Raw genomic sequence first — 25913 nt, 5'->3', positions numbered from 1 at the left:
TTTCAGCGCGGTTTCACGGCACGAAGCCAGGTCATCGGCCGGTGGAACCGAGGAAGCCCAGCAGGAGTTCGGTGATCTTCGCGGGAGCCTCGAGCGGCAACCAGTGGCCCACGCCCTCGACCCGCTCGTAGCGCCAGGGTCCGCTCACGTACGCGGCCGAACCCGTCATCTGTTCCTCGGTCAGGAACCGGTCGCGGGTGCTCCACACCCCCATCACCGGCACCGGGATCGATGGGTACGGGTGCCGCCGCGCCAGCAGCGACTCGGGTGGGGCCCAGGCCCGGTAGAGGCCGAGCGAGGCGTCGACGGCGCCGGGACGACGGAGCCGCTCGACGGCGGCCTCGGCGTCCGGGTGTTCGGTCAGCGCCTCGCGCAGGTTGCGCGCGTCGTCCTGCAGCAGCCAGGCCCCCGCGATCTCGAACTGGAACAACAGCGTGTGCCAGCCCTTCTCGCGTTGCGCCCACCCCGCGTCGCGGTAAGCCGCCGGGTGCCCGGTCGACAGGCAGGTCAGGCTGGCGAGCCGGTCGGGGTTCGTGGTGGCGACCGTCCAGGCGATGACGCCGCCCCAGTCGTGGCCGACGAGGTGCACCCGGTCGACGCCGAAATGGTCGAGTACCGGTGATGTCGCCGATGACGGCCTCGGGCCGATACTCGGCGACCTCGGCCGGGCGCTCCGACTCACCGAACCCGCGCAGGTCCATGGTGAGGACGCGGTAACCGGCCCCGACCAGCGCGGGCACCTGGTGCCGCCACAGGTCGCTCGAGTCGGGGAAGCCGTGCAGCAGCAGGACCGTCGGACCCGCGCCGGACTCCTCGACCCGCAGGCTGACGCCGTTCACCGTGAGGTTCATGAGGCCCCCGCGGCCACCTTCTCCTGCGGGCGTACGGGATGCCGGCTGAGAATCGAGACCCGGTTGAACGAGTTCATCGTGATCGCGACCCAGATGACCGCGGAGATCTGGTCGGCCGACAGTTGCTGGCGGGCCAGGGCGTAGTCGCGGGCCTGGTCGTCGGCGCTGGGAAGGGTGGTGACCGACTCGGCGAGAACGAGCGCGGCCTGTTCGGTGGGCGAGAAGAGATCGGTGCCCCGCCATGCCGAGAGGGTGGCCAGGCGCTGCGCGGTCTCGCCGAGCTTGAGGGCGTCCCTGGTGTGCTGGTCCAGGCAGTACGCGCAGCCGTTGATCGCCGAGACGCGAAGGTTGACGAGTTCGATCAGGCGAGGGTCCAGGCCGGCTTCGGTCGCCGCCGCCCGTGCCGCCTTCGCCGTCTGCAGGAGCGCCCGGAACACCTCCGGACTCTGCTTGTCGACGAACACCCGCCGGTGGTCGGCCTCGACGTTCATGCGGGTCCTCACCTTCTCCGTACCGATCTGCGTACCGGGCTCCGTAGCTGTCTGTACGCCGCCCGTCTCTGCCGCACCCTATCGCCCCGCCTTGACACCAAGATGCTGACGTGACAACAATCCCCGTGGGATCCATCGTACGGGCGACCGCGGCGCAGCGGTCGCGGCCGCGGGTGGGACAGTTGAGCTGAGAACGAGGTGCTCCGATGACGCATGACAGTGAGCCGCGCCATGAGTAACACCGAGACGGCTCCGCCGGAGCTGACGTGCCGCGACGATCCCGGCGTCGTGGTCGATCCGACCCGGCCGGACGTCGAGATCCTGACCGCTCGAGACGTTCCACTCGGTGGACCGCGCGCGATGCGCGTGCGGCGTACGCTGCCGCAGCGCCAGCGCTCGCTGATCGGTGCCTGGTGCTTCGCCGACCACTACGGACCCGAGGACGTCGCGGTGGCCGGTGGCATGGACGTGGGCCCGCACCCGCACACCGGCCTGCAGACCGTCAGCTGGCTGTTCAGCGGTGAGGTCGAACACCGCGACAGCCTCGGCTCGCACGCGCTGATCCGGCCCGGCGAGGTCAACCTCATGACCGGCGGCCACGGTATCTGCCACTCCGAGGTCTCGACCCCGGACACCAGGACCCTGCACGGGGTCCAGCTCTGGGTCGCGCTGCCCGACGCACACCGGCACACAGGTCGGGAGTTCCAGCACTACGCGCCCGGTACCGTCGATCTCGGGAACGCGACGGCCCGTGTCTTCCTCGGCTCCCTCGCCGGAGACACCTCGCCGGTACGCACGTTCACCCCGCTGCTCGGCGCCGAACTCGTCCTCGACCCGCACACCCGGCTCGACCTGGACGTCGATCCGACGTTCGAGCACGGCGTCCTGGTGGACCTCGGCACGGTCGCGGTCGCGGGCACCGACCTCGCGTCCCGCGACCTCGGATACGTCGGAACCGGCGTGTCGGCCCTCGAACTCGCCAACACCGGCGACGCGCCCGCCCGCGTCCTTCTCCTCGGTGGCACACCGTTCGAGGAGGAGATCGTGATGTGGTGGAACTTCGTCGGCCGCACTCACGAGGAGATCGCCGAGTTCCGAGCCGCCTGGCAGGCGGAGTCCGACCAGTTCGGCCGCGTCGAGGGCTACCAGGGCAACCCGGGCCGCCTGCCCGCGCCGCCGTTGCCGAAGGCCAGGCTCACCCCGCGCCACAACCCGTCCCCCCGAGCAGCACGTGACGAGGAGCGTCCACGATGACCGATGCACCCACCAGCCCCGCCACCCCTCCCACCGTGCATCGAGTCGACGCGAAGAACCGCTACGAAGTACGCGTGGGCGACGAGATCGCCGGGTTCGCCGCCTACCGCGACCGCGAGGACCAGCGTGTCCTCTACCACACCGAGATCAAGGACGCCTTCAGCGGCCGCGGCCTCAGCTCCGTCCTCGTGACCCAGGCACTCACCGACATCCGCGAGAGCGGCAAGCAGGTCGTCCCCGTGTGCCCGCTCGTGGCCGCCTACCTCAAGAAGCACGAAGAGTTCAGCGACATCGCGCGACCGGTGACCCCCGAGACGCTGCAGTGGCTCGACCGGGTCCTGAACTCCTAGGGTCCTCGCGGCGGATGCCCGCGACCCACGCCGCAGGTGTTGTGGACGGCACAACCGGGTAGCTGCGAAAGAGGAGCTTGCCGGGACGTACGCCACCGACCCTGTGGTGAGGGAGGTCGCGAGCATGGCGAAGACGCGGGAACAGGACGTCGTGGACCTGTTGCTTGAGCAGCACGAGCAGATCAGGGGCCTTCTCACGCGGTTGAAGGGCGCCACCGCGGGTCCCGCCAAGCGTGCGATGTTCGAGGATCTGGTGCGGCTTCTCGCAGTCCACGAGACAGCGGAGGAGGAGATCCTCCATCCGATCGCCCGACGCGAACTCCTCGACGGGGAGCGTGTCGTGTCCGGCCGCCTGCACGAGGAGGCCGAGGCGAAGAGGGCGCTCGCCGAACTCTACGAACTCGGTGTGGACCATCCCCGCTTCGACGTGAAGCTCGCCGCGCTGGCGGAGGCGGTCACCGCACACGCCTCGCAGGAGGAGACCGAGGAGTTCGCGCGCCTGCGCCGCGAACTCCCGGCGGACCGGCTTCGCAGGATGGCGGGCGCGGTACGGACAGCGGAGGCCGTGGCGCCCACCCGGCCCCATCCCGCGGTCGGCGAGTCCGCTGTCGTCAACCTTCTGGCGGGTCCGCCGGTGGCCCTCTTCGACCGCATCCGTGGCGCCATACGGGACTGGAGCCGAGCGCAGCGGAGGTAACGAGGATCGGCGTACGCCGCCCGCGCACAGGTTCGTCGCGGTCCGCGCGACCACCGATCGGCCGCGCCACGACGGCGTTCGTCGCCGGCTCAGGACATGGCGGGGGCGGTGTTGGTGATGTCGTCGGTGTGGTACGACGTCACGGCGAGGACCAGGACCACGAGCAGAACCCAGGTCCACAGGAGCACCCGTCGGCGGTCGGTGTTCATGCCGTTCAGGATGCCAGGCGCCCGCCTTCCGCGGAACGGATCGCGTGAGTGCGGCATCGTTTCTCGACCAGGTCGTGACCTAGGAGTTGAACAGCCGGCGTGGTCCCGCGCCGTCCCGGCCCAGGTCGTCGTTGGCGTTCACCAGGGTGCACTGCTCGAACGACAGGCAACCACAGCCGATGCACTCGGTGAAACGATCCCGCATTCGTTCGAGCCGCTGGATTCGGGAGTTGAGCTCCGCGCTCCAGCATTCTGAGGCTTTGACCCAGAAGTCGTGGCTCGGCGCGACACCCTCGGGGAGGAGGGCAAGGACCTCTCCGATCACCGTGAGCGGAATGCCGAGGTGATGCGAGGCGCGGATGAACGCGACCTGACGAAGTGTCGCCCGGTCGTAGCGTCGCTGGTTTCCCGAGGTGCGACGGCTGCGAATGAGGCCCTGTCGTTCGTAGAAGCGCAGAGCAGAGGCCGGAACTCCGCTCCGGTCGGCCAGTTCGCCGATCGTGATCTCGGTCACGTCGGCCGGTAATGGTGCCATGCGGCCCACCCTAACTTGACTTGAACCCTTGTTTAAGTTCGACGCTTTCTGTGCCGCCGACTGGCGGTGGACGTGAGTCACCCTTGTGCGGAGGACAGACATGACCGCGAACCGTGCTTCCTGGCCGGACGTCGACCGTCCCGATGCCGGGAGCGTGCTGCTCGCCGAGGCGGACGCTCGAGAAACGTCACCGAAAGCGATCCTTGACAGGGTGAGGCGAGAGCCGTCGCCGCCAGGACTGCGCTCGGTCGCCCTGTTCCGAAGCATCGAGGACGACACACTGGTGGCGTACACGCAGTGGGCGAAGGACCAGGCGGATCACGCGTACGTGGCGGACCTGATGGGCGCCGGCAATCTGGTCGAGTATCGCCTTCACCGCAGTGGCGTCCGCGACAACTCACCGGCCCCGGGCTGCGTCGTCCTCGTCACCGTGGACTTCGACGGCTCCGATCCGCAACGGCAACAGCGATGGATCGACACGGTCTTCGACGCGATGGCGGGGGAGACCCAACCCGCACAGGGTGGGATCTCGGGCCACTTCCACGTGAGTGTCGACGGCACGCGGGTGCTCAACTACGCCGAGTGGACCGACGAGCGGGCTCACCGTGAGGCGCTCGAGCGTTCGGGGCAGGGGACGGTGGGATCCTCGCTCGGCTGGCGGCGGGTCCAGGAGTTCCCCGGGGTGATCAGCGGCGGATACAGGCGCTTCAGGCTGGTGGGCAGCGTGTCGGCGACTCCGGTCGAAGGGGAGGTTGCCGAGGAGGTCGGAGGGGCGGAGGTGCTGGACAGCCGACGGAGTGGGTGGCCGAGCATGTCCGCGCCTACGTCGAGACCGATGGCCGGACAGGGCACCTGTACCAGGGCTGGCCGACGCTGCTCCTCACCACCCGCGGGCGACGGACGGGGAGGCTCCGGCGTACGGCCCTGATCTACGGACGGGACGGCGACCGCTACCTTCTGGTCGGCTCGAACGCCGGATCGCCTCGAGACCCGGCGTGGTATCTCAACCTCCACTTTCACCCGGGCGTCGCGGTCCAGGTCGGTGGTGACAGGTCCGACGCGCGTGCGCGGACGGCCACCGCGGAGGAGAAGAAACAGTTGTGGCCGAGGATGGCGGCGATCTTTCCGCTGTACGACAGCTACCAAGCCCGGTCTGGCCGCGACATTCCGGTGGTGATCCTCGAACGGTCGTCCTAGGCAAGGTGAGGTTGACGGGTCCTCGAGTATCGCCGGCCTTGCCTTCTCGGGCCTCTCCTGTTCGATCGCCCATGTCGAACTCGTTTCTGACAAAGAATTGTTCGAAGGACTCTTGGCCGGGGTGGCTCGGATCGCCTTTTTTACAAGGGGTTGTTGTCGGTGGTCGGGTCTAGGGTTTGGTCATGGACACCGACACCACCTCCACCCATCCGCTTGGTGCGGTGGTCGATGGTGTCCGCGACTGTCTCGACCTGGTGGCGTGGTGTCCCGTGTGGTCGCTCCCGGACGCCGAGTTGGGTCCGATACTCGCGGCGCTCACAAAGGAGCGGGCGCGTCTGGACGCCCTGATCCTGGAACTCGTGCGACAAGCCGATGTCAACGCGGTCCACACCGGCACCGCTGCGGCGAGCACCGCGGTGTGGGTCCGGCAGCAGACCCGGATGAGCCGCGCCGAAGCCGGCGGCGCGGTGAAACAGGCCAAAGCCCTCAACACCACCCTGCACACCACCAAGCAGGCGCTGTCGCAGGGGCGGGTGTCGTTGCGGCACGCGCAGGAGATCCATCTCGCGATGGGGAAACTCCCCGCCGACATCGACCCCGAGATCAAGGCCCGCGGTGAGTCGGCGTTGGTGGAGCAGGCTGAAGCGTTCGACCCCCAAGAGCTACGCGCACTCGGGGAACGGCTCTACCAGGTGGTGGCCCCTGAGGACGCCGACCGGCGGATCGGCGAACAACTCGCACGGGAAGAACGGAAAGCCGCCGCGAGCAGGACCGTCTACTTCGGCACCGCCGCGCCAGGCATCGGCAAGGTCACGATGCGGTTCGAACGCGCCCACATGACCCAACTGCACGGCATGCTCGACGCCCTGGCGAAACCCCGCCCCGGACCGCATGGCAGGGACACGCGTCCCTACGACCGCCGCTTGGCCGACGCCGCGATCGAATGGATCGGGCTTGCTCAGGCCGCCGGGAACGCACCCACGCGGGGTGGGACGAGGCCGCGGATCACCGCCACGATCCCCTTCAAGTTTCTCCGCGACCTCCACGGCCACGGGACCATTCACACCACCCTCCAAGCCACCGCAACCCTCAACCCGCAAAGCCCCGACGGCGGCTGCGAGGCGTGCGTCACCGGGTGCGGGGACGCGGAGAACGGCGGCGGGGATGGCAGCGGTCCGAAGGTCGGAGCGTTCGGGAAAGTCCCCGGCGGGATCGCGGTATCGGCGCGGTGGCTGCGCATGTTTGGCCTGCGACGCCGAGATCCTCCCCGCCGTCCTGGGCAGCGACGGAGCGATCCTCGATCTGGGCACCGGAACACGACTCTTCACCAGTAACCAGCGTCACGCCATCGGGGAGCGGGACGGACACCACTGCAACTTCCCCGACTGCCAAGCACCGGAGAAGTGGTGCCACGCCCATCACATCGTCCACTGGGCAGACGGAGGGCCCACCGATGTGAGAAACGGGGTCCTGCTCTGCCCCACCCACCACGAAATGATCCACCACGACAACTGGCAGGTGCGGATGGGTGATCAAGGCCACCCCGAATACATCCCACCCCCATGGACCAACCCCACCCAACACCCCCTCCGCCGCTGAACAGCGCGGGGCGCGAGACGGCTGTGCTGAACGCGGGCGCAGAGATCCGCCGCGCCCTACCACCACCATGGCCCGCGTCGTCGACGACGCGGACCCGTCACCCCTACTGGGGTTCGTAGGCGAGGTTGGGCCGCAGGATGTTCTCGACCTGGGTGAGGTCGACTCCTCGCCGGTTGGCGTAGTCCTCGGCCTGGTCTTTGCCGATCCGCCCGACGGTGAAGTAGCGCGACGACTGGTGCGCGAAGAGCAGCCCGCTGACGCTGGCGGCGGGGGTCATCGCGAAGGACTCGGTGAGCGCCATGCCGAGTGTCTTGGCGCCGAGCAGGTCGAACAGGTCCTGCTTCTGGCTGTGGTCGGGGCTCGCGGGATAGCCGAGCGCAGGTCGGATGCCGCGGAAGCGCTCGGCGTGCAGGTCCTCCATCAGCGGCTCGGCGCCCGGCTCGTACCACGCCCGCCGCGCTTCGAGGTGGATGTACTCGGCGAACGCCTCGGCGAGCCGGTCGGCCAGGGCCTTCACCATGATCGCGCGGTAGTCGTCGTTCTGGGCCTCGAAGGTGGCGGCGAGCTGGTCGGCGCCGTGCACGGTGACGGCGAACCCACCCAGATGGTCACCGGCCGGTGCGACGTAGTCGGCAAGGCAGCGGTTGGCCCGTCCGGCCGGCTTGGTCGTCTGCTGGCGCAGCATCGGGAAACGTACGCCCGACTCCAGCACGATGTCGTCGCCGTCGGAGTGGGCCGGCCAGAAGCCGTAGGCCCCCTCGGGCCGGAGGCTGCCGTCGGCGATGATCTGGTCGAGCAGCGTGTTGGCGTCGTCGAAGAGTTCGCGGGCCACCGGTTGGTCGAGGATGGCGGGGTACTTCCCCTTCAGCTCCCAGGCGAGGAAGAGGAACTGCCAGTCGATGAACTCGCGCAGCGTCGCCAGGTCGGGAGTGACGGTGCGGACACCGGTGAAGACGGGGACGGGCAGGTCCTCGAACGCGACCGGTTCCCGGTTGGCCCGGGCCTGCTCGAGGGTCAGCAGCGGCTGCCGCTGCCTGGTCGCGTGCTGCTCGCGTAGATGCTCCTGCTCCGCGCGGTTGCTCGTGGCGAGCTGCTCGGCGCGGTCCGCGTCGAGCAGGTCCGACACGACACCGACGACGCGGGAGGCGTCCAGCACGTGCACCGTCGTCCCCTCATAGGCCGGAGCGATGCGGACCGCCGTGTGCTGGCGCGAGGTCGTGGCGCCACCGATCAGCAACGGCAGCTTCAGGTCGCGGCGCTGCATCTCCGCGGCGACGCCGACCATCTCGTCCAGCGACGGCGTGATCAGACCGGAGAGCCCGACCACGTCCGCACCCTCGGCGATCGCCGTGTCGAGGATGACCGACGCGGGCACCATGACACCAAGGTCGATGACCTCGTAGTTGTTGCAGCCGAGCACGACGCCCACGATGTTCTTGCCGATGTCGTGCACGTCGCCCTTGACGGTCGCCAACACGACCTTGCCCTGGCCCCGGACGCTCTCCGCGCGTCCCTCCTGCCGGGCCCGTTCCTTCTCGGCCTCCATGAACGGCTCGAGGTAGGCGACCGAGCGTTTCATCACCCGCGCACTCTTGACCACCTGCGGGAGGAACATCTTCCCCGAACCGAACAGGTCGCCCACGATCTTCATGCCGTCCATGAGCGGGCCCTCGATCACGTCGAGGGGGCGGGCCGCGCTCTGCCGGGCCTCCTCGGTGTCCTCCTCGATGAAGTCGACGATGCCGTGGACGAGCGCGTGCCCGAGGCGTTCCTTCACCGGCGCTTCACGCCAGGACAGGTCCACGGCGCGGCGGGTGCCGGACCCGCTCACGGTCTCGGCGAACGACACGAGCCGGTCGGTGGCGTCCGGGCGCCGGTCGAAGAGCACGTCCTCGACGAGTTCGAGCAGGTCCGCGGGGATGTCCTGGTAGACCGCGAGCTGCCCGGCGTTGACGATCCCCATGTCCAGCCCGGCGCGTACGGCGTGGAAGAGGAACGCCGAGTGCATCGCCTCGCGTACGACGTCGTTGCCGCGGAAGGAGAACGACAGGTTGGAGATGCCGCCGCTGGTCCGCGCGCCGGGGCAGCGCTGCTTGATCAACGGCAGCGCGTCGATGAAGGCCTTGGCGTAGCCGTTGTGCTCGGAGATGCCGGTGGCGACCGCGAGGACGTTCGGGTCGAAGACGATGTCCTCGGGCGCGAAGCCGGCCTTCTGGGTGAGCAGGTCGTAGGCGCGGCCGCAGATCGCGACCTTGCGTTCGGTGGTGTCGGCCTGACCCTGTTCGTCGAACGCCATGACCACCACGCCGGCGCCGTAGTCGAGGACGCGGCGGGCCTGTTCGAGGAAGGCCTCCTCGCCTTCCTTGAGGCTGATGGAGTTCACGACGCCCTTGCCCTGGACGCACTTCAGGCCGGCCTCCAGCACGCTCCACCGCGAACTGTCGACCATGATGGGGATGCGGGCGACCTCCGGCTCGGTCGCGACGAGGTTGAGGAACGTCGTCATGGCCTGCTCGCTGTCGAGCAGGTCGGCGTCCATGTTGACGTCGAGCAGGTTGGCTCCGCCGCGTACCTGCTCCAGCGCGACGTCGACGGCGGCCTGGTAGTTGTCGGCCTCGATCAGCCGGCGGAACCGCGCCGAGCCGGTGACGTTGGTGCGCTCGCCGATCATCACGAAGCCGGTGTCCGGGCCGATCTCGAACGGCTCGAGACCGCTGAACCGGGTGGCCGGCTCGGACTCGGCGACGGTGCGCGGGGCCTTGCCGCGGACCGCCTCGGCGATCCGCGCGATGTGTGCGGGTGTGGTGCCGCAACAGCCGCCGACGATGTTCACCAGGCCGGAGTCGACGAACTCGCCGATCAGCTCGCCGGTCTGCTCCGGCGTCTGGTCGTAGCCACCGAACGCGTTCGGCAGCCCGGCGTTCGGGTGCGAGGCCACGTACGTGCCGGCCAGGCGGTTCAGCTCGGCCACGTGCGGGCGGATCTCGGCGGCGCCCAGCGAACAGTTCACGCCCACGACCAGCGGCTCGGCCCGCTCGATCGACCGCCAGAACGCCTCCACGGTCTGACCCGAGAGGGTGCGCCCGGACAGGTCGACGAACAGCGAGATCCACAGCGGCAGGTCGGGCGCGACCTCACGGGCCGCCGCGATCGCCGCCTTCGCGTTCAGCGTGTCGAAGATCGTCTCGATCAGCAGCAGGTCGACGCCGCCCTCGGCCAGCGCCGCGATCTGCTCCACGTACGTCGTCTTGACCTGGTCGAACGTGACCGCGCGATAGGACGGGTCGTCGACCTTCGGCGACAGGGAGAGCGTCACGTTCAGCGGACCCACCGAGCCCGCGACGAATTTGCCTCCGGCCTCGTCGGCCGCCTGCCGCGCCAGTCGCGCGCCGCGGATGTTCATCTCCTTGACGTACGACTGGAGGCCGTAATCCGCCTGGGCGATGCTCGTAGCGGTGAACGTGTTGGTCGTCGTGATGTCCGCGCCGGCCGCGAGGTACTGGCGGTGGACGTCGAGGATGATGTCGGGGCGCGTCAGGTTGAGCAGGTCGGGGTCGCCGGTGACGTCCTGGGCGTGATCGGGCGAGATGAGGTCGCCGCGGTAGTCGGCGGGTGTGAGCTGCGCGCCCTGCAGCATCGTGCCCCAGGCCCCGTCGAGGAGGACGACGCGCTGGTCGAGGAGGTCTCGGAGCGCCTGGGTCGCACTGGCCGACTCGGGCCCGGACGCGGATCGGGTCGCGTGCCCGCGATCGTCGCCGGCATTCGTGGACCTGCTCATCAGACACCTCCAGAAATCGGAGGCGCCCTTGGAGTCATTCGATCCAGGTCGAGCGTGGCGGGTGTCGGCCCGTCGCAGCGCCTCTCGACCTGAACGCCTAGCCTACCCAAACCCGGCACCCAAACCCGGCCAGACCCTGCGGATGCCTGACGCCTCTTCCCGGATTGTCCCGCTTGCGGAGGTTTGCCGCGCCTGAGTGAGCCGCGGACGTCACGCCCGGCGCTCGTGGTCCTCCGCGCGACGGCGGCGTTCCTCCGCGCGGTCCATGCTCCACAGGTCGTACCACCGCAACCCGTACCGGAGCAGGACGACCCCCGTGATGATGGCGATCCCCGCGATGATCGTGCCGGCACCCATGTGTCCCCCCATGAATGTGTGCAGGCAGAGTAGCCGCGCCGAGGTCCCGAGGACGGCCGAACGCGAAAGGCGGTCACGACGTGCGGTCCCGCGGTGCGTCGGGGCTTGGTCCAGGCCGGTGATCATGGTCAGATGAAGCCCCAGTGCTGGCGATGTACGGCTCCACGGGGGTGGAAGCATGGCGACGGATCAGGCGGATCAGGCGGATCAGGTGCCTCGGCCAGAGGTGGCACCATCGCGCGGCGCGTTCACGGTGGTACGACGGATCGCGGGATGGCTGCTGGTGGTGGCGGCGATCCCAGCCGGCGCGATCGGTGCGGTGGTCGGTCTGGTCGCCGTCGCGGCGATCACCGGGCATCGGGTCCTGGCGGCGGTCGGCGCGGGGCTGGTGCTGCTGGTCTGCACGGGCGGTGTGGTGCGACTGGCCGCGGCGTTGGTCACGTCCCGCCGCGCGTCGCGCCGGTGGCTGACGGGAGCTGTCACGGCCGTCACCGCGGCGGGCGTGGGGTTCCTGATCTGGGGGATCGTCTTCGGCCCGACCCCGCCGAGCACCCCACTGCCGATGACGGCGGACGTGCGGTTCTGGCACCTGCCCACCGGCTCACGGATCGCCTACACCCACACACCGGCCCAGGGTGAAGCCAGGCCGAGCCCGGTGCTCCTCGTGCACGGCGGGCCGGGTTCGCCCGACGGGTCGAGGGGCGCGCTGGTGCGCGACCTCTCCGCCGGCGGTTTCGACGTGTACGACTACCACCAGATCGGGGCAGGCCTGTCCGGACGTCTCGCGGACGTCGGTGACTACACCGTCGCGCGGCATGTCGCCGACCTGGAAGCGATCCGGCAGGTCATCGGCGCCGAACGTCTCGCCCTGGTCGGGGCCTCGTGGGGTGGCACGCTCATCGCCAACTATCTCGCCGCGCATCCGGAGCGGGTGGAACGCGCGGTCGTCTCCTCCCCAGGGGAGATCTGGGCGCCCGCCGGCACCGAGGCCGAGCGCCTCACCGAAGCCGGTCGGCGCGACCAGCAGGAGGCGATCGGCCGGCATCCCCAGTTTCTGTTCGCCCAGGTGCTGTTGAGCGCGGCTGGTCCGCGGGCGGCGAGCACCCTTTTTCCGGACGCGCGCATGGACGGCGTCTTCGAGTCCATGGTCAGCGACCTCGACATGCGGCCGGGGTGCGCGTCGGGCCCGCCGTCCGGAACCGAGGGCGCATGGCAGCCGCGGGGCTTCGGTTTCTGGGCGAACGCCGCGACCTCACTGGACGCCGGGCGCGTGGCCGATCCGCGGCCGGCATTGCGTGCGGTCACCGCTCCCGTTCTTGTTCTGCGCGGTGAATGCGACTACATCCACTGGAACGCCACGCGTGAGTACCGCGACCTGCTGCCGAACGCGACGCTGCTCGCCATCGACGACGCGGGGCACACCATCCCGACACACCAGCCGGACCTCTACCGCGAGACCGTACGCGCCTTCCTGCACGGCGAGGAGCTGCCGCGACCGGCCTACGTCGCGGCGGACCCGCCCTGGTGAACGGTGCGTGACCGACGCGCGCTCCCCGGCGCTCGACTGGCCGGGTCAGCATCACGGGTCGTTGACGTCGCACTCTGTCAGGGCTAGCCTGACAAGCAATCTGTCAGGGATCACCTGACAAAAGATTGGATCGGGGGTGCCAGGATGGCCGCGAAGACGGAGACCCAGGTGTTCGCCTGTTCCTTCTGCGGCAAGGAGAAGGGTGAGGTCGAGAGGCTGATCGCCGGTCCGGCGGTCTTCATCTGCGACGGGTGCGTTGGCCTGTGCGACCAGATCCTCGCCGACGAACGGGTCGCGTCGCTGCCGGACCTGACCGAGAAGAGCGAGGAGGAACTCCTCGCGCAGATGACGAGACTCGACTCCTCCCGTGGACACGTGGAGCGAGCCGTCACCGAACATGTCCGCCGCCTGCGTGAGCTCGGTGTGACGTGGGCGCGCATCGGGGAGGCGCTCGGGATCAGCCGGCAGTCGGCGTGGGAGCGCTTCTCCGGCGAGGAGTGACACCTGGACCCGGGAGACACGCTCGACGGCCATGGTTTGCCGGGGCTACCGGAAAGGATCAGCGAGTGAAAAAGTACATACTCTTCGATCATGATGGTGTTCTGGTGGATACCGAATTCTGGTATTACAAAGCTGGAGAACGCGCCCTGGCGGAAATTGGATTCACCTTGGACAGGGACCAGTACCTCCGAGACATGACCCAGGGACTGGCCACCTGGGCCCAGGCCAGGGCGGCAGGTATTGATGAGCGGACCATCGGCAGGCAGCGTGAGGTCCGTAATGATTATTATCAGGAATACCTCAGAACGGAAGCCATTGAGATTGAAGGCGTCGTTGAAGCTCTTGCCGAACTGTCAAAATACGTCCGCATGGCCATCGTGACGACTTCGAAACGTGTAGATTTTGAGATCATCCATGAGAAGCGCCAGATCAAACAATTCATGGATTTCATCCTTGCCCGCGAAGACTACGACCTCGCCAAGCCGCACCCGGAGCCGTACCTGACCGGCTTGAAGCGCCTCGGAGCCACCAAAGAAGAGACACTGGTTGTAGAGGATTCATCCAGAGGGCTGAACTCAGCCGTGGCGGCCGGTATCGACTGTGCCATTGTCTACAATGACTTTACAAAAGCACATGACTTTACACAGGCTAGCTACCGAATCGAAACCTTGATTGAATTGAAGGACATCATTATCGATGTAACCTGAAGGAGCGCTTACCAACGTGTTCCATACTCCTTTGGTCCCCGGACCCAACACCGACACCGCGGAGTGGGGCTGTCAGCCGGACCGGGGAGGAGTACCGCGCGGACCTGGGTCGACCGCGGATCGGTAGCCTCGCAGGGGCGCCCCGACCCGCGGACGCACCCCGCGACGCACGTCGCCCAACGCCCGACAGGATGGACGATGACCACCGACCGCGTGTTCGAACTCCGTACCTACTACGCCGCACCCGGCAAGCTCGACGCGCTGCACCGGCGGTTCCGGGAGCACACGCTCGCGCTCTTCGCCAAGCACGGCATGGAGCTGGTCGCCTTCTTCAGCCCCACCGACGAGCCGGACCGCGACAACGCGCTCGTCTACGTCCTCGCGTTCCCCGACCGGGCCAGCGCCGACCAGGCCTGGGATGCCTTCCGCGCCGACCCGGAGTGGATCAGCGTCAAGTCCGCCTCGGAGGTCGACGGTTCGCTGACCGAGCGCGTCGAGAGTGTCTTCCTGTCGCCGACCGACTATTCGCCGCTGCGGTAGAGCGCACGCTAGGGCTAGGAGCTGCCAGCGCGTCGGGAATCTTTGGCGCTCTTTGGCGGGCTGGGGTGTTTGGTGTGAATTTGAAGGAGTGGGCGGCTTCTCAGGGCGTCGCGTACATCACTGCGCGACGGCAGTACGCGGCTGGGACGTTGCCTGTTCCCACGTACCGGCTGGGCCGGCTCATCATGGTTGGCGAGCCACTGGCCCCTGGTCGACGAGACGCGGGGCAGGTCGTGGTGTACGCACAGGTCTCCTCGGCTGAGCAGAAGTCGGATCTGGATCGGCAGGTCGCTCGGGTCACCACGTGGGTTACCGGCCAGGGGTTGCCCGTTGACCGGGTGGTGACCGAGGTCGGTCCGCGTTGGACGGGCATCGTAGGAAGTTCCTCGCCCTGCTGCGCGACCCTGCCGTGTCGATGATCGTGGTTGAGCGGCGCGACCGGTTCGCTCGGTTCGGCGTCGAGTACGTCGAGGCGGCGCTAGCCGCGCAGGGCCGCCGCCTGCTTGTGGTCGACCCAACCGAGGTCGACGGTGACCTGGTGGAGGAGGCCTCGTGCGCGACGTCACCGAGATCCTGACGTCGCTGTGCGCCCGCCTGTATGGCCCCCGGCCGTCGGCGGACCGTGCCCGGGCCGCCGTCGATGCAGCCACTGGGGCAGCCACTGAGGACGGCTCGGGGTGAAGACGATCCAGGCATATCGTTTCGCCCTCGACCTCACTCCGGCTCAGGAACGGGCGGTTCTCGCGCATGCGGGTGCGGCCCGAGTCGCTTACAACTGGTCGTTGGCTCGGGTCAAGGCGGTCATGGACCAGCGCGCCGCTGAGCGGACCTACGGCATCCCCGACGGCCAGCTCACCCCGACGGTGTCGTGGACGCTGCCCGGGTTGCGTAAGGCGTGGAACGCCGCCAAGGACGATGTGGCGCCATGGTGGGCGGAGTGTTCGAAGGAGGCGTTCAACACCGGCTTGGACGCGCTGGCCCGCGCGTTGAAGAACTGGGCGGACTCCCGCTCAGGTAAGCGGACCGGGCGCCACGTGGGTTTCCCCCGGTTCAAGTCCCGTCGGCGCAGCACACCCTGCGTGCGGTTTACGACCGGTACGATCCGCGTCGAGGCCGGCCGTAAGCATGTGGTGTTGCCACGGCTGGGTCGGTTGAAGCTGCACGAGTCCTCCCGCAAACTGGCCCGCCGCCTCGAGGCCGGCACCGCGCGGATCATGTCGGCAACGCTGCGCCGAGACGGCGGGCGCTGGCACGTCGCCTTCACAGTGGAGGTCGAGCGGGCTGACCGTGTGCCTGCCCGACCCGGCTCGGTGGTGGGCGTCGACGTCGGCATCAAACACCTCGCCGTCCTGTCCACCGGTGAGCTGGTGGACAACCCGCGCCACCTCAACGCCGCCCACCAGCGGATGCGGCGCCTGGGCCGCGCCCTGTCGCGTAAAACCGGACCGGATCGGCGCACCGGGCAGCGCCCGTCGAAGCGGTGGCGGCGGGCCGCGAACCGGCTGGGCCGGGCACACGCCCGGGTGGCGAATCTGCGCCGCGACGGCCTGCACAAGCTCACCACCCGGCTGACGCAGGAGCATGGCACGATCGTGGCCGAAGACCTCAACGTCACCGGCATGCTCGCCAACCGCAGGCTGGCCCGCCACATCGCCGACGCCGGGTTCGCCGAGTTCCGCCGCCAACTCGAATACAAGACCGCCTGGAACGGCGGCCAGCTGCTGGTGGCCGACCGCTGGTACCCCTCCTCCAAGACCTGCTCAGGATGCGGCACGGTGAAAGCCAAGCTCGCCCTGTCCGAGCGGACCTACACCTGCCAGGCATGCGGACTCATCCTCGACCGAGACGCCAACGCCGCACGCAACCTCGCCGCCCTCGCGGCCGAGTGGCACACTGCCGGGAGTGGCCCGGTGGCAGCACGTGGAGCCGACCAGAAGACCCGCTCCGGCGGGCAGGTGGCTAAGAAACGTGAACCCGGCACCGCACCCGCGGGTCAGACCGGGACCGTCCCACCGCAAGGCAGGACTACCTTTCAGGCTTGCGCACTAAAACGCTCTGAACGGTAACGGCAGTAGCTTCTCGATGGCGTCGGCCGCCGCGCCGGCGCCACCGGCCGCGTCGATCTCGCCGCGCATCCAGGTCAGGCGTTCGCGGATGGTCGGATCCGCCGCGACGCGGTCGACGGCGTTCCACAGCGTCTCGGACGTGAGCCGCTCGGGCGACAGCGTCACGCCGAGGTTCAGCTCGGCGATCCGGTCGGCGTTGGCACGCTGCTCGGCCATCTGCGGCAACGCCACCATCGGCACCCCGAAGGTCAGGCTCTCCATCGTGCTGCCCATCCCGGCGTGGGTGACGAACGCCTGTGCGTGTCGCAGGACGGCCAGTTGCGGCATCCTCGCACGCACCTCGACGTTCGGTGGGATCGGGCCGAGTCCGGCGGGATCCACCGCGCCCACGGCCAGCACCACCTGCCAGGGCCGACCCGCCGCGGAGTCGAGCACCATACGATAGAAGTCGGGCCGGTTGTTGTAGGCGGTGCCCAACGAGACGAGCACGACCGGCAGGTCACCGTTCGGCTCCCAGCCGGCCTGGTACGCGCGCTCGGTGAGCCCGGGACCGACGAACAGATAGCCGTCCCCGAAGGTGTCGCCGGCGTACTGGAAGGCGCGGGGCAGCATCACGAGCCGCAGCGACGCGTCGTCGCCCTGGATGAACGCCCGGACGTCGGTGACGCCGTGGCTCCGCAGGAACCGGCCGATTCGGGCGATCTGCAGAAGGAAGCGGGGGCTCAACGGGTTGAGCGTCGTGTACTTCGTCGACATCGCCCAGTGCCCGTTGCTCACGAGGTTGGGCCAGGTCTCCACCGAGGGAACCTGCCAACGCCGTGCCAGCAGACGTCCCCACCAGGCCATCGGGCCGTCGTGAACCACCAGGTCCGGCGGCTCGAGGCGTTCCAGGACGGGCAGCACGACCCTGGTCTCCGCCAGCAGCAGGCCCATGGCCCGGACGAGCTCCTTGCCGTGCATCTGCGGCGCGGCCATGTCGAGGGATTCCCAGGACGAGGTGAACGGGACGTGTTCGGCGCCCGCCTCGACGACCGCGTCGGCGAAGTGCCGCGTGACGGCGTAGGTGACCCGGTGTCCCCGGCGTACCAGCTCGGCCACCACGCCGAGGGTGGGATTGACGTGCCCGGCCCCGATGGGTGCGAAGAACGCGATGCTCGCCACCCCGCAACGGTAGTACGCGCGTCCCGGGGCGGCCGATACCGTGCGGGGCGTGACCACGACCGTTCGGCGTCATCTGTGCGTCGCGGTGGTGGGCGCCGCGTCCGACCGGGTGGAGGCTCTGCGCCGCAGGTGGGACCCGGTGATGGCGGGGTGCTGGTACCGGCGCATGTCACGGTCACCTACCCCGAGGAGACCGGGGACGACGAGATGCTGTTGCGACGCGCCTCCCGGTGTGTCGCGCTGACCCGAGCGTTCAGGCTGCGGATGGGTGGGGTCTTCGCCGAGGACGACGGCCGCGGCGGCGTGTTCTTCGCGGTCGAGGACGCCGAGCAGGGATGGGCGCGGCTACGACGTGACCTGCTGGCGCCGCCGTTCCGGTCCCTCGACTTCCCGCCGCACGTCACCGTCGTCCATCCGGGTACGTCCCGGCACGGACCCGCCTGCCTCGCCGAGTTGGCCGGTCGACGCCTCCATGGCGAGTTCGAGGTGAGCGAGCTGCTCTTCACGGAGACCACGGACACGGTGTTCAGGGTGCTCCGGCGCTTCGAGCTCGGCTCGACGTAGCGTCGATCCCTGACGTGCTGGGCCCACGACAGCAGCCGGCTGTAACCGCCGGAGATGCGCCTCAGATCGCCCCGGACCGGTGTGCCTCCTCGATCGCGGCGAGGGTGGCGTTGAAGTGCGTCAGGGTGATGTCGATGGCCTTCTCGACGTCGCCCGCACGGTAGGCCTTGACCAGCTGCCGGTGTTCGTCGTTGGCTTCTGGCATCTGTTGCTCACGGGCGTCGAGGGAGAGGCTGATGTAGACGCTCGCGCTGTCGCGTAGCTTCGCGAGGATGTCCGCGAGCCGGCTGCCGTCGTCGACCTCGGTGAGCAGGCCGTGGAACTCGCTGTTCAGCCCGACCCAGTCCGAGGGGCGTCGCTCGTCGTCCATCGCGGCGATGAGTGCCTCGGCCCGCTCCAGGGTCGCGAGGGAGATCCGGTCGATCACCCGCCGGACCATGAGCGGCTCCAGCGTGGCGCGGAGTTCGTAGATCTCGCGCACCTCGTTGATGTCGAGGGTGCGGACGACGGCGCCGCGGTGGGGATCGAAGAAGACCAGTCCCTCGGTGGCGAGGTCGCGCAGCGCTTCCCGGACCGGTGTCGTACTGACCCCGAGTTCGGAGGCGACGCCGGTCTGCACCAGCCGGGTGCCGCCCGGGAGGGATCCGTCCAGGATCGCCTTCCGTAGCGTCGCGCGGACGAACTCGTGTGCCGTCGGTGTCCGGTTGGTGCCGACGATGCCGGAAAGGCTCATGGCCGCCCTCTTCCCGCCCCGCCGTGCACGACGAACGCGGCCCGGATCTTGTCCAGGGTCGCGCCGTCGGCCAGGAGAAGCGTCAGCAGGATCCGCGCCTTTCGGGGGTCGAGCCGGCCGGCCGGGATCGCGCCCCGGGCCAGCAGGTCCGCCTCGGATCCCGGGAATCCGTACGTCCGCTCGAAGGTGCCGCCCGCGCCGGTTCGGGACGCGAACGTGACAGGCATCGAGGCGGTGAGCTTCCCGATCCGCTCGGCCATGGTCTCCGACACGTGCCCGACCCCGAAGGCGCTGGTCACCACGGCGTCGTGGGTGTGCTCGGAGATCAGCGGCAGCAGGTCGCCAGCCTCGTCCAGCACCGTCTCGACCACGGCGACCCGCGGCCAACGGGATCCGGCCGGGACGGGAAGGCGCTCGTGGCGGTCTGCGGGCGCGAAGAAGTGGGCCGCCCCTTCGCGGACGCGTCCGGTGGGACCTGCGTCGGGGGAGGTGAACGCGCCGAGCGCGCTGCTGTGGGTCTTGCGTACCTGCCGGGCGGCGTGGATCTCGTCGTTCAGGACGACGAGGACGCCGCGCTCGCGCGCCGGAGCGGACGTGGCGACGACGACGGAGGCGAGCAGGTTCGCCGGACCGTCGGCGCCGGGCTGCTCCGGGTGGCGCATGGCTCCGGTCACCACCAGCGGCTCGGCCCGGTCCCAGACCAGGTCGAGGAAGTACGCGGACTCCTCGATGGTGTCGGTGCCCTGGGTGACGACGATCCCGGCGGCGCCCGCGTCCACCTCCGAGCGGGCGGCCGCGAGCACGCCGAGCAGGTCGTCGAACCCAAGTGAGGCGCCGGGCACCGAGCGGACGGCGTGGGCGCGGACGTCGGCGCGCGCGGCGATGTCGGGTACGGCCGCGACCAGGGCGGCGGCGTCGAGCGCGGGACGGACGCCGCCTTGTCCGTCCGCATCACCTGAAGTCATGGCGATCGTCCCGCCAAGGGACAACACCACCACGGTCGGCAGCTTCGGCAACGTCGCCTCCGATCTAGTGGTTGGCAGTTTGTTGTTTGCACTTTATAAAATGCAGGCTAGCGACAAGAACTGGGTTTTCCGATCGGTGGCGAGGCCTGTGAGTCAAACAGCGAAGGCGTCATCGCCCAGTCATGCGCCAACCGGAAGAGTAGGGCCGGTCGCCGCGATTGTGATGTTGGTCGTGGTGGCCGCCTCATATGTGGTCAATGCCATGGACCGGCAGGTCTTCCCGGTCGTTTTGCCCAACATCCGTTCGGATCTGGGCTTCTCGTTGGCGCAGGGCGGCCTGCTCGCGACGATCTTCACGTTGGGTATCGGTGTTGCCGGAGTTCCGTCTGGATATCTTCTGGACCGAATATCCCGTAAAACGGTGATGCTGATCGGAATATTGCTCTACTCCGCATTCACGATTCTTACCGCGCATGCGTTCGGTTTCGCCGACATGTTCGGCTATCGAGCATTGTCCGGAGTCGGGGAGGCGATGCAGAACGCCGCCCTCTTCTCTGCGGTCGGTGCCTACTTCTTCGCCAACCGGGCGTTGGCGGTCGGCTCCCTCAATTTCGCCTACGGGCTCGGCGGCTTCATCGGCCCCCTCCTGGGTTCCCACCTTGCGACATCAACCGGCGCCTGGCAGGCGCCGTTCTACCTCTTCGGTGCGATCGGACTCGTCTTCGTCGTCCTCATCGCGGTGGTGGTGAAGCGGAAGTTCACCGAGCAGGTGGACGTCCCGGTCAGTGCGGCGGGCAGCCGTGACTTCGACCATGTGCCGGCGAACCTGTTCAACCGCAACATGCTCCTGCTCGGCGTGGCCGCGGTGGTCGTCGGTGTCGCGATGTACGGCTACATCGGCCTGTACCCGACGTTCCTGCGCGAGCAACTCGGCTTCTCGACCGGCCAGGCCGGGTTCGCCGCCAGCATGTTCGGGCTCGGGGCGCTGTTCGGCATACCGGCGGGCTGGATCGGGGACCGGTTCAACCAGCGCAACGTCATGATCGGGTCGCTGCTCGTCGGTTGCGTGGTCGGCTGGCTGTTGTTCAACGGCCCCACGTCGGTGGGCCTGCAGGACCTGCTGTCCTTCGCGGAGGGTGCCGTGGCGAGCGGGTTCCTCTTCGTCAACATCTACTCGGCGATGCAGCGAGCCGCCCGGCCGCACATGATCGGGCGGGCGTCGGGCCTGTACGTCGCCAGCTTCTACGTTCCGGCCGCGGTCGCCGGATATCTGTTCTCCGAACTGGTCGGCTGGGTGGGCTGGGGCGGTGCCGCCCTGTGGCAGTTGACTGTGCTGCCGGTGGTCGCCGTCGTGGCGCTGCTCTTCGTCGACCCGCGCCGCTTCAACAACGCCACTCCCGCGCGATCAGCCGTCCCCGTTGAGCCTGGGTAGGAGAGGAGGGGACCTCGATGAGGAGGATGACGAGCAGCAGCGGACCTCGCCGCTGGCACGAGCAGCGCTGGCTCATCGACTCGGTGTTGCGTACGGACGGCCTGGAGTGGGACCAGCCCCGGATCGCCTACACCCTGCGCCCGATGGGACTCGACGCCGCGCCCGACATGCGGCTGGCGGAGTCCCGCATCACGAAGTTCGCCGACATCACGCCGGTGTTCCGGGAGCTCGCCGAACGCCGGGAGAGCCTCGCCGACGAGGCGGAGAAGGACGATCGCAAGGTCTCCGCGCGGGAGCACTACTTCCACGCCGCCCTGCTGTACGCGAGCGCGGAGTGGCCGATCTGGGAGACGACACCGGAGCTGGTCCGCCTCGACGACCGTAAGAACTCCTGCTACGCGTCGTACGGCCGGCTGGCCGACCACCACGTCGAGCGGGTCGAGATTCCCTTCGGCGACGGCTACCTCCCGGCCTGGTTCCACCTGCCGCCCGGCTACAGCGGTGGGCGGGTACCGACGGTGCTGTCCTGCGGCGGCATGGACGCCGCCAAGGAGCTGAACGTCAGCCTGTACGGCGACAAGCTGCTGCAGCGCGGGTTCGCCGTCCTGACCTTCGACGGCCCGGGCCAGGGTGAGGCGCCGGTGCGCGGCGTGACGTTCACCCCGACCGCCTGGATCGACGCCGGCGAGGTCCTGATGGACTGGCTGCTGGCGCGCGAGGAGGTCGACCCCGAGCGGATCGTGGGTTTCGGGCTCTCGTTCGGCTCGTACTGGATGACCCAGATCGCCGCGACCCAGCCGCGGCTGCGCGCTGCCGTGGTCGGCCTCGTCTGTCACGAGCCTGGCGCCCGCACGCTCTTCGGGGAGGCCTCCCCGTCGTTCAAGGCGCGCTACATGTGGATGTCGGGTCTCGCGGACGACGAAGAAGCCTTCGACGAGATGGCGAAGCGGATCGACCTCTGGCCGCTCATCGACGACCTGCGGATGCCGTGGCTGGTGGTGGCCGGCGACGCGGACGAGCTGTCGCCGATCGAGCACAGCTACGCGCTCGCGGCCCGCTGCCCTGCGCCGGCACCGATGCTCGTCTACGAACAGGGTCGGCACGCGTTGTCCGTGCAGACGCCGTCCGTCGCGCTCGGACCGAGCTGGCTCACCTACAGCGCCGACTGGCTGCTGGACCGGGTGCACGGCGTCCCGGCGAGCGACTACGTGGACTACGTCCTGGCGAGCGGCCTGATCGACCGCCGCCCGCACCCCAAGGAGACGACATGAGGGTGCCCACACTCGACCTCACCCACCGGCGTCCGGCAGCCGTCACGATCGACCTACACCGTGGGCACCTCGACCCGTCGGTGGCGACCATGCCGCTGCCGGCCGACGTCGCCGAGCGGGTGGTGAAGGCGAACGCGGCGTTCCTGGCGGACCTGCGGCGGCGGGGTGTGCCGGTCATCCACGTCGTCACCTCCTACCGCGGCAGCGCGGAGATCGCCACGAACCCGTGGTGGTCGGCGGTCGCGGACACCGACGCGACCCGCGCCAACGTGCTGCGGCACCAGCTGCCCGGCAGCCCCGGGCTGGAACTCATGCCCGAGGTGTACGACGAACGGACCGACCTGGTGGTCTCCACCAAGAAGCGCTACGACTGCTTCGCCGCGACGGACCTGGACCACGCGCTGCGGGCGCTGCGCGCCGACACGCTCCTGTTGACGGGCGTCAACACCAACAGCTGCGTCCTCGCCACCGCGGTCTCCGGCAACGTCCGCGACTACGCGGTGGTCGCCGTGCGGGACTGCGTCGACTCGATGGATCCGGACCTGCACGAGGCGGCCCTGGCGCTCATCGGCCGTGCCTTCGGCTGGGTGCTGACCACGCAGGAGGTGCTCGCGCGACTGTGAGGATCATCGACACACACGCGCATGTCATCCCGCCGGGGGTGGTGGCAGCCATGCGCGTGGGCGACGCGCCGGACGGGATCGCCCTGGACAACGTCGACGGTACACCGTGGGTGGTGCATCGGCAGGGCTACCGCTATCCGCTGCCCGCGCACTTCCACGACCTCACCGCGCGGCTCGCCCACATGGACACGATGGGGATCAGCGAAGCGGTCGTGTCGATCGCACCGCCGATGTTCCTGTACTGGGCGGACGCCTCGGAGGGTGTCGACGCGGCCCGGTTGGTCAACGACGAGCTCGCCCGGATGGCCCGCGACAGCGGTGGCCGGCTCTCGGCCCTCGCGACCCTGCCGATGCGGGATCCCGACGCGGCGGTCGCCGAGCTGCGGCGTGCCGTCGGTGAACTCGGCCTGCGCGGCGCGGAGATCGGGCCGCACGTCGAGGGCGTCCAACTCGACCACGTCGCGCTTCGTCCGGTGCTCGCGGCCGCGCAGGAGCTTCGGGCGCCGCTCCTCCTGCACCCCTACTACGTCGGCGCCGAACCGGAGCTCGCCGACTTCTACCTCACCAACCTGCTCGGCAACCCCTGGCAGACGGCCGTGTGCGCGGCCCGGCTCATCCTGTCCGGGACCCTCGACAGGTTCCCGTCCCTGGACCTCGTCCTGGTCCACGGCGGCGGCCACCTGCCCTACCAGCACGGCCGGCTGGACCGCGGCCACGAGGTGCGGTCGGAGGCGCAGGGGTGTCGGGACCTGCCGTCGTCGTACCTGCGCCGGTTCCACTACGACAGCCTCACCCACGACCCGCGAGCGCTGCGGTTCCTGCTGGAGCTCGTCGGCGCCGACCGTGTCGTGTACGGCACCGACGTGCCGTTCGACATGGGTGGGGGGCCGCTCGCCGAACAGCTTGGCGGCTACCGGTTCGACGACGACGTGTCCGTATGCGTTGCCCACCGCAACGCTGATCGTCTCTTCATATCGACAGGAGCCATTTCCCATGGTTGACAAGCTGCTGCTGCACCTTGGCGGCGAGGACGTCCCCGCCGCCGACGGAGCGACCTTCCAGGTCGCGAGCCCGACGTCGGGCGAGGTCCTTTTCGAGGTGGCGCACGCCACGCCGAGCGACGTCGACCACGCGGTTGGACTGGCGCGACAGGCGTTCCAGGACCGGCGGTGGAGCGCCCAGCGGCCGCGGGACCGGGCCCGGGTGCTCGACCGCGCCGCGGGCCTGCTGGCCGACCGGATCGACGAGCTCGCCCGCCTGGAGACGCTCCAGATCGGTCGGCCGATACGGGAGATGCGCTCCCAGTTGCGCCGACTCCCGGAGTGGCTCGAGTACTTCGGTGCGCTCGCCCAGAGCGCCGAGGGCACCATGCCGGACTTCGGACCGGAGCACGTCAACGTCGTCCGCCGGGTTCCCCTCGGTGTGGCCGGTCTCATCACGCCGTGGAACCACCCGCTGCTCATCACCATGAAGAAGGTCGCCGCCGCCCTCGCGGCCGGGAACTCCCTGGTCGTCAAGCCCTCCGAACTCGGTCCGGCGGTCCCGCTCGCCCTCGCCTCCCTGCTGGAGGAGGCCGGGGTACCGAGCGGTGTCGTCAACGTCGTGACGGGCCTCGGCGCCACGACCGGGCGGGCCTTGTCCGAACACCACGGCGTGGACAAGCTGGACATCACCGGAGGCACCGAGACCGGTCGCGTCGTCGCCGCGAACGCCGGCCGCAACCTCGTTCCGGTCACCGCCGAACTCGGGGGCAAGGCACCCGTCATCGTCTTCGACGACACACCGGTCGAGGACGCCGTCGCCGGCGCGCTGTTCGCGTCCTTCATCGCGACCGGACAGACCTGTGTGCAGGGCTCCCGGCTGCTGGTCCAGCGGTCGGCCTACGACAAGGTCGTGGAGCGGCTGGTCGCCCGGACCGCTGAGTTGCGGCTCGGCGACCCGCTCGACCCGCGCACCCAGATCGGTCCGCTCGTGTCGCGGGCGCAGCGGGACAAGGTCGTCGAGGCCGTCGACCGAGCCCGCGCGCAGGGGGCGAAGGTGCTGACCGGTGGGCAGATCCCCGATGACCCCGCCCTGGCCTCCGGCTGGTTCTACCTGCCGACACTGGTGGCCGACGTGAAGCCCGACCACGACCTGTGGCGGCAGGAGGTCTTCGGCCCGGTCACGGTGGTCGTTCCCTTCGACGACGAGGACGACGCGGTGGCGAAGGCGAACGACGCCGACTTCGGCCTGGCGGCGTCCGTCTGGACCTCCGACGTGGGCAGGTCGTGGCGGGTTGCCTCGGCCCTGGACATCGGCATCGTCTGGGTCAACGACCATCACCGCATCGACCCCGCGTCTCCGTGGGGCGGGACGAAGGACAGCGGGCTCGGCACCGAGAACGGCTGGGACGCCTTCCGCGGCTACACCCGTCCGCAGAGCATCGTCGTCAACACCAGCCGGGAGCGGTTCGACTGGTTCGCCACGACCGAGGAGGTCCGCTACTCGTGAGCGGCTCCCTCCCG

The 25913-nt window shown here is 69.2% G+C and carries 26 protein-coding genes and 2 pseudogenes; 19 read left to right on the top strand and 9 right to left on the bottom strand.

The genetic code is table 11. The features are described from left to right. Positions 1 to 31: 31 nt before the first annotated feature. The 3 genes and pseudogenes from HEB94_RS43745 to HEB94_RS43740 form a co-directional block, all read right to left on the bottom strand. On the bottom strand, positions 32 to 682 hold the full coding sequence (locus HEB94_RS43745) for an alpha/beta fold hydrolase (protein ID WP_202896859.1): 651 nt from the start codon (positions 680 to 682) through the stop codon (positions 32 to 34). Continuing rightward, a pseudogene (locus HEB94_RS54985) lies at positions 660 to 851 on the bottom strand (alpha/beta fold hydrolase); the annotation flags it as partial. The pseudogene HEB94_RS54985 and the gene HEB94_RS43745, both read right to left, overlap by 23 nt. After that, complete coding sequence (locus tag HEB94_RS43740) at positions 848 to 1342, bottom strand: carboxymuconolactone decarboxylase family protein (protein WP_192755292.1); 495 nt, start codon at positions 1340 to 1342, stop codon at positions 848 to 850. The gene HEB94_RS43740 and the pseudogene HEB94_RS54985, both read right to left, overlap by 4 nt. Before the next feature lie 231 nt (positions 1343 to 1573). Between HEB94_RS43740 and HEB94_RS43735 the strand changes: the two genes are divergently transcribed. The 3 genes from HEB94_RS43735 to HEB94_RS43725 all read left to right on the top strand — a co-directional run bounded on the left by HEB94_RS43735 (position 1574) and on the right by HEB94_RS43725 (position 3643). Next, the gene (locus tag HEB94_RS43735) at positions 1574 to 2596 is read left to right on the top strand and encodes a pirin family protein (protein WP_192755291.1); all 1023 of its coding nucleotides are present in this window, start codon (positions 1574 to 1576) and stop codon (positions 2594 to 2596) included. Then, entirely contained in the window at positions 2593 to 2946 is a 354-nt protein-coding gene (locus tag HEB94_RS43730) for a GNAT family N-acetyltransferase (RefSeq protein ID WP_192755290.1), read from the top strand. The genes HEB94_RS43735 and HEB94_RS43730 overlap by 4 nt, the downstream gene beginning before the upstream one ends. Positions 2947 to 3070: 124 nt before the next feature. After that, a complete protein-coding gene (locus HEB94_RS43725) occupies positions 3071 to 3643 on the top strand; it encodes a hemerythrin domain-containing protein (protein WP_192755289.1) in 573 nt (190 codons plus the stop codon). A 288-nt stretch (positions 3644 to 3931) separates the two neighbouring features. Here the strand turns inward: HEB94_RS43725 and soxR are convergent, their stop codons facing one another. Further along, complete coding sequence (gene soxR, locus HEB94_RS43720; protein WP_192755288.1) at positions 3932 to 4387, bottom strand: redox-sensitive transcriptional activator SoxR; 456 nt, start codon at positions 4385 to 4387, stop codon at positions 3932 to 3934. Positions 4388 to 4487: 100 nt separating this feature from the next. Here soxR and HEB94_RS51810 point away from each other — a divergent pair, with 100 nt between their 5' ends. The 4 genes from HEB94_RS51810 to HEB94_RS43710 all read left to right on the top strand — a co-directional run bounded on the left by HEB94_RS51810 (position 4488) and on the right by HEB94_RS43710 (position 7183). Beyond that, the gene (locus HEB94_RS51810; protein ID WP_238361781.1) at positions 4488 to 5315 is read left to right on the top strand and encodes an antibiotic biosynthesis monooxygenase; all 828 of its coding nucleotides are present in this window, start codon (positions 4488 to 4490) and stop codon (positions 5313 to 5315) included. After that, positions 5240 to 5584 (top strand): nitroreductase/quinone reductase family protein, encoded by a 345-nt coding sequence (locus HEB94_RS51805; protein ID WP_238363135.1) that lies wholly within the window; start codon positions 5240 to 5242, stop codon positions 5582 to 5584. Before HEB94_RS51810 ends, HEB94_RS51805 begins: the two co-directional genes overlap by 76 nt. Before the next feature lie 182 nt (positions 5585 to 5766). Continuing rightward, positions 5767 to 6918 (top strand): DUF222 domain-containing protein, encoded by a 1152-nt coding sequence (locus tag HEB94_RS51800; protein ID WP_238361780.1) that lies wholly within the window; start codon positions 5767 to 5769, stop codon positions 6916 to 6918. Then, positions 6827 to 7183, top strand: a complete 357-nt coding sequence (locus HEB94_RS43710) for an HNH endonuclease signature motif containing protein (RefSeq protein ID WP_238361779.1) — start codon at positions 6827 to 6829, stop codon at positions 7181 to 7183. Before HEB94_RS51800 ends, HEB94_RS43710 begins: the two co-directional genes overlap by 92 nt. A gap of 103 nt (positions 7184 to 7286) precedes the next feature. On the opposite strand, the gene metH is transcribed toward HEB94_RS43710, so the two are convergent. Continuing rightward, positions 7287 to 10961 (bottom strand): methionine synthase, encoded by a 3675-nt coding sequence (gene metH, locus HEB94_RS43705; protein ID WP_192755286.1) that lies wholly within the window; start codon positions 10959 to 10961, stop codon positions 7287 to 7289. Positions 10962 to 11171: 210 nt separating this feature from the next. Then, positions 11172 to 11318, bottom strand: coding sequence for a hypothetical protein (locus HEB94_RS43700; RefSeq protein WP_192755285.1), 147 nt, complete (start codon positions 11316 to 11318; stop codon positions 11172 to 11174). Positions 11319 to 11496: 178 nt separating this feature from the next. Between HEB94_RS43700 and HEB94_RS43695 the strand changes: the two genes are divergently transcribed. From HEB94_RS43695 to tnpB, 6 genes and pseudogenes are all read left to right on the top strand, one after another. Then, entirely contained in the window at positions 11497 to 12846 is a 1350-nt protein-coding gene (locus HEB94_RS43695; RefSeq protein WP_192755284.1) for an alpha/beta hydrolase, read from the top strand. A 144-nt stretch (positions 12847 to 12990) separates the two neighbouring features. Then, positions 12991 to 13347: a ClpX C4-type zinc finger protein gene (locus HEB94_RS54980; protein ID WP_192755283.1), complete on the top strand. Its 357-nt coding sequence runs from the start codon at positions 12991 to 12993 to the stop codon at positions 13345 to 13347. Positions 13348 to 13412: 65 nt separating this feature from the next. Then, positions 13413 to 14054 carry an HAD-IA family hydrolase gene (locus HEB94_RS43685; protein ID WP_192755282.1) on the top strand — a complete coding sequence of 214 codons (642 nt, stop codon included), beginning with the start codon at positions 13413 to 13415 and terminating at the stop codon, positions 14052 to 14054. A 198-nt stretch (positions 14055 to 14252) separates the two neighbouring features. Further along, positions 14253 to 14594, top strand: coding sequence for an NIPSNAP family protein (locus HEB94_RS43680; protein WP_192755281.1), 342 nt, complete (start codon positions 14253 to 14255; stop codon positions 14592 to 14594). Positions 14595 to 14668: 74 nt separating this feature from the next. Further along, positions 14669 to 15275, top strand: a pseudogene (locus HEB94_RS43675) (IS607 family transposase). After that, positions 15272 to 16660, top strand: coding sequence for an IS607 family element RNA-guided endonuclease TnpB (gene tnpB / locus HEB94_RS43670; protein WP_192755280.1), 1389 nt, complete (start codon positions 15272 to 15274; stop codon positions 16658 to 16660). The pseudogene HEB94_RS43675 and the gene tnpB overlap by 4 nt, the downstream one beginning before the upstream one ends. Here tnpB and HEB94_RS43665 read toward each other — a convergent pair. Beyond that, entirely contained in the window at positions 16640 to 17821 is a 1182-nt protein-coding gene (locus HEB94_RS43665) for a macrolide family glycosyltransferase (RefSeq protein ID WP_192755279.1), read from the bottom strand. The genes tnpB and HEB94_RS43665 overlap by 21 nt on opposite strands. A 129-nt stretch (positions 17822 to 17950) precedes the next feature. Between HEB94_RS43665 and HEB94_RS43660 the strand changes: the two genes are divergently transcribed. Continuing rightward, positions 17951 to 18385, top strand: a complete 435-nt coding sequence (locus tag HEB94_RS43660; protein WP_192755278.1) for a 2'-5' RNA ligase family protein — start codon at positions 17951 to 17953, stop codon at positions 18383 to 18385. Between the two features lie 61 nt (positions 18386 to 18446). On the opposite strand, the gene HEB94_RS43655 is transcribed toward HEB94_RS43660, so the two are convergent. Then, positions 18447 to 19118, bottom strand: a complete 672-nt coding sequence (locus HEB94_RS43655; RefSeq protein WP_192755277.1) for a GntR family transcriptional regulator — start codon at positions 19116 to 19118, stop codon at positions 18447 to 18449. Beyond that, positions 19115 to 20083, bottom strand: a complete 969-nt coding sequence (locus HEB94_RS43650; protein WP_192755276.1) for an asparaginase — start codon at positions 20081 to 20083, stop codon at positions 19115 to 19117. The genes HEB94_RS43655 and HEB94_RS43650 overlap by 4 nt, the downstream gene beginning before the upstream one ends. Here HEB94_RS43650 and HEB94_RS43645 point away from each other — a divergent pair. The 5 genes from HEB94_RS43645 to HEB94_RS43625 are packed head-to-tail and all read left to right on the top strand — an operon-like array spanning position 20082 to position 25899. Further along, on the top strand, positions 20082 to 21515 hold the full coding sequence (locus tag HEB94_RS43645) for an MFS transporter (RefSeq protein ID WP_192755275.1): 1434 nt from the start codon (positions 20082 to 20084) through the stop codon (positions 21513 to 21515). The genes HEB94_RS43650 and HEB94_RS43645 overlap by 2 nt on opposite strands. 26 nt (positions 21516 to 21541) lie before the next feature. Beyond that, a complete protein-coding gene (locus HEB94_RS43640; RefSeq protein ID WP_192755274.1) occupies positions 21542 to 22786 on the top strand; it encodes an alpha/beta hydrolase family protein in 1245 nt (414 codons plus the stop codon). Beyond that, complete coding sequence (locus HEB94_RS43635) at positions 22783 to 23409, top strand: cysteine hydrolase family protein (RefSeq protein WP_192755273.1); 627 nt, start codon at positions 22783 to 22785, stop codon at positions 23407 to 23409. The genes HEB94_RS43640 and HEB94_RS43635 overlap by 4 nt, the downstream gene beginning before the upstream one ends. Next, a complete protein-coding gene (locus tag HEB94_RS43630) occupies positions 23406 to 24410 on the top strand; it encodes an amidohydrolase family protein (RefSeq protein ID WP_192755272.1) in 1005 nt (334 codons plus the stop codon). Before HEB94_RS43635 ends, HEB94_RS43630 begins: the two co-directional genes overlap by 4 nt. After that, complete coding sequence (locus HEB94_RS43625) at positions 24403 to 25899, top strand: aldehyde dehydrogenase (protein WP_192755271.1); 1497 nt, start codon at positions 24403 to 24405, stop codon at positions 25897 to 25899. Before HEB94_RS43630 ends, HEB94_RS43625 begins: the two co-directional genes overlap by 8 nt. Positions 25900 to 25913 lie beyond the last annotated feature (14 nt).

The organism is Actinopolymorpha pittospori, assembly GCF_014873875.1.
GTDB classification, from domain to species: Bacteria; Actinomycetota; Actinomycetes; order Propionibacteriales; family Actinopolymorphaceae; genus Actinopolymorpha; species Actinopolymorpha pittospori.
The sequence above is the reverse complement of the archived record's forward strand: the minus strand, read 5'-3'. Positions and strand labels throughout refer to the sequence as shown.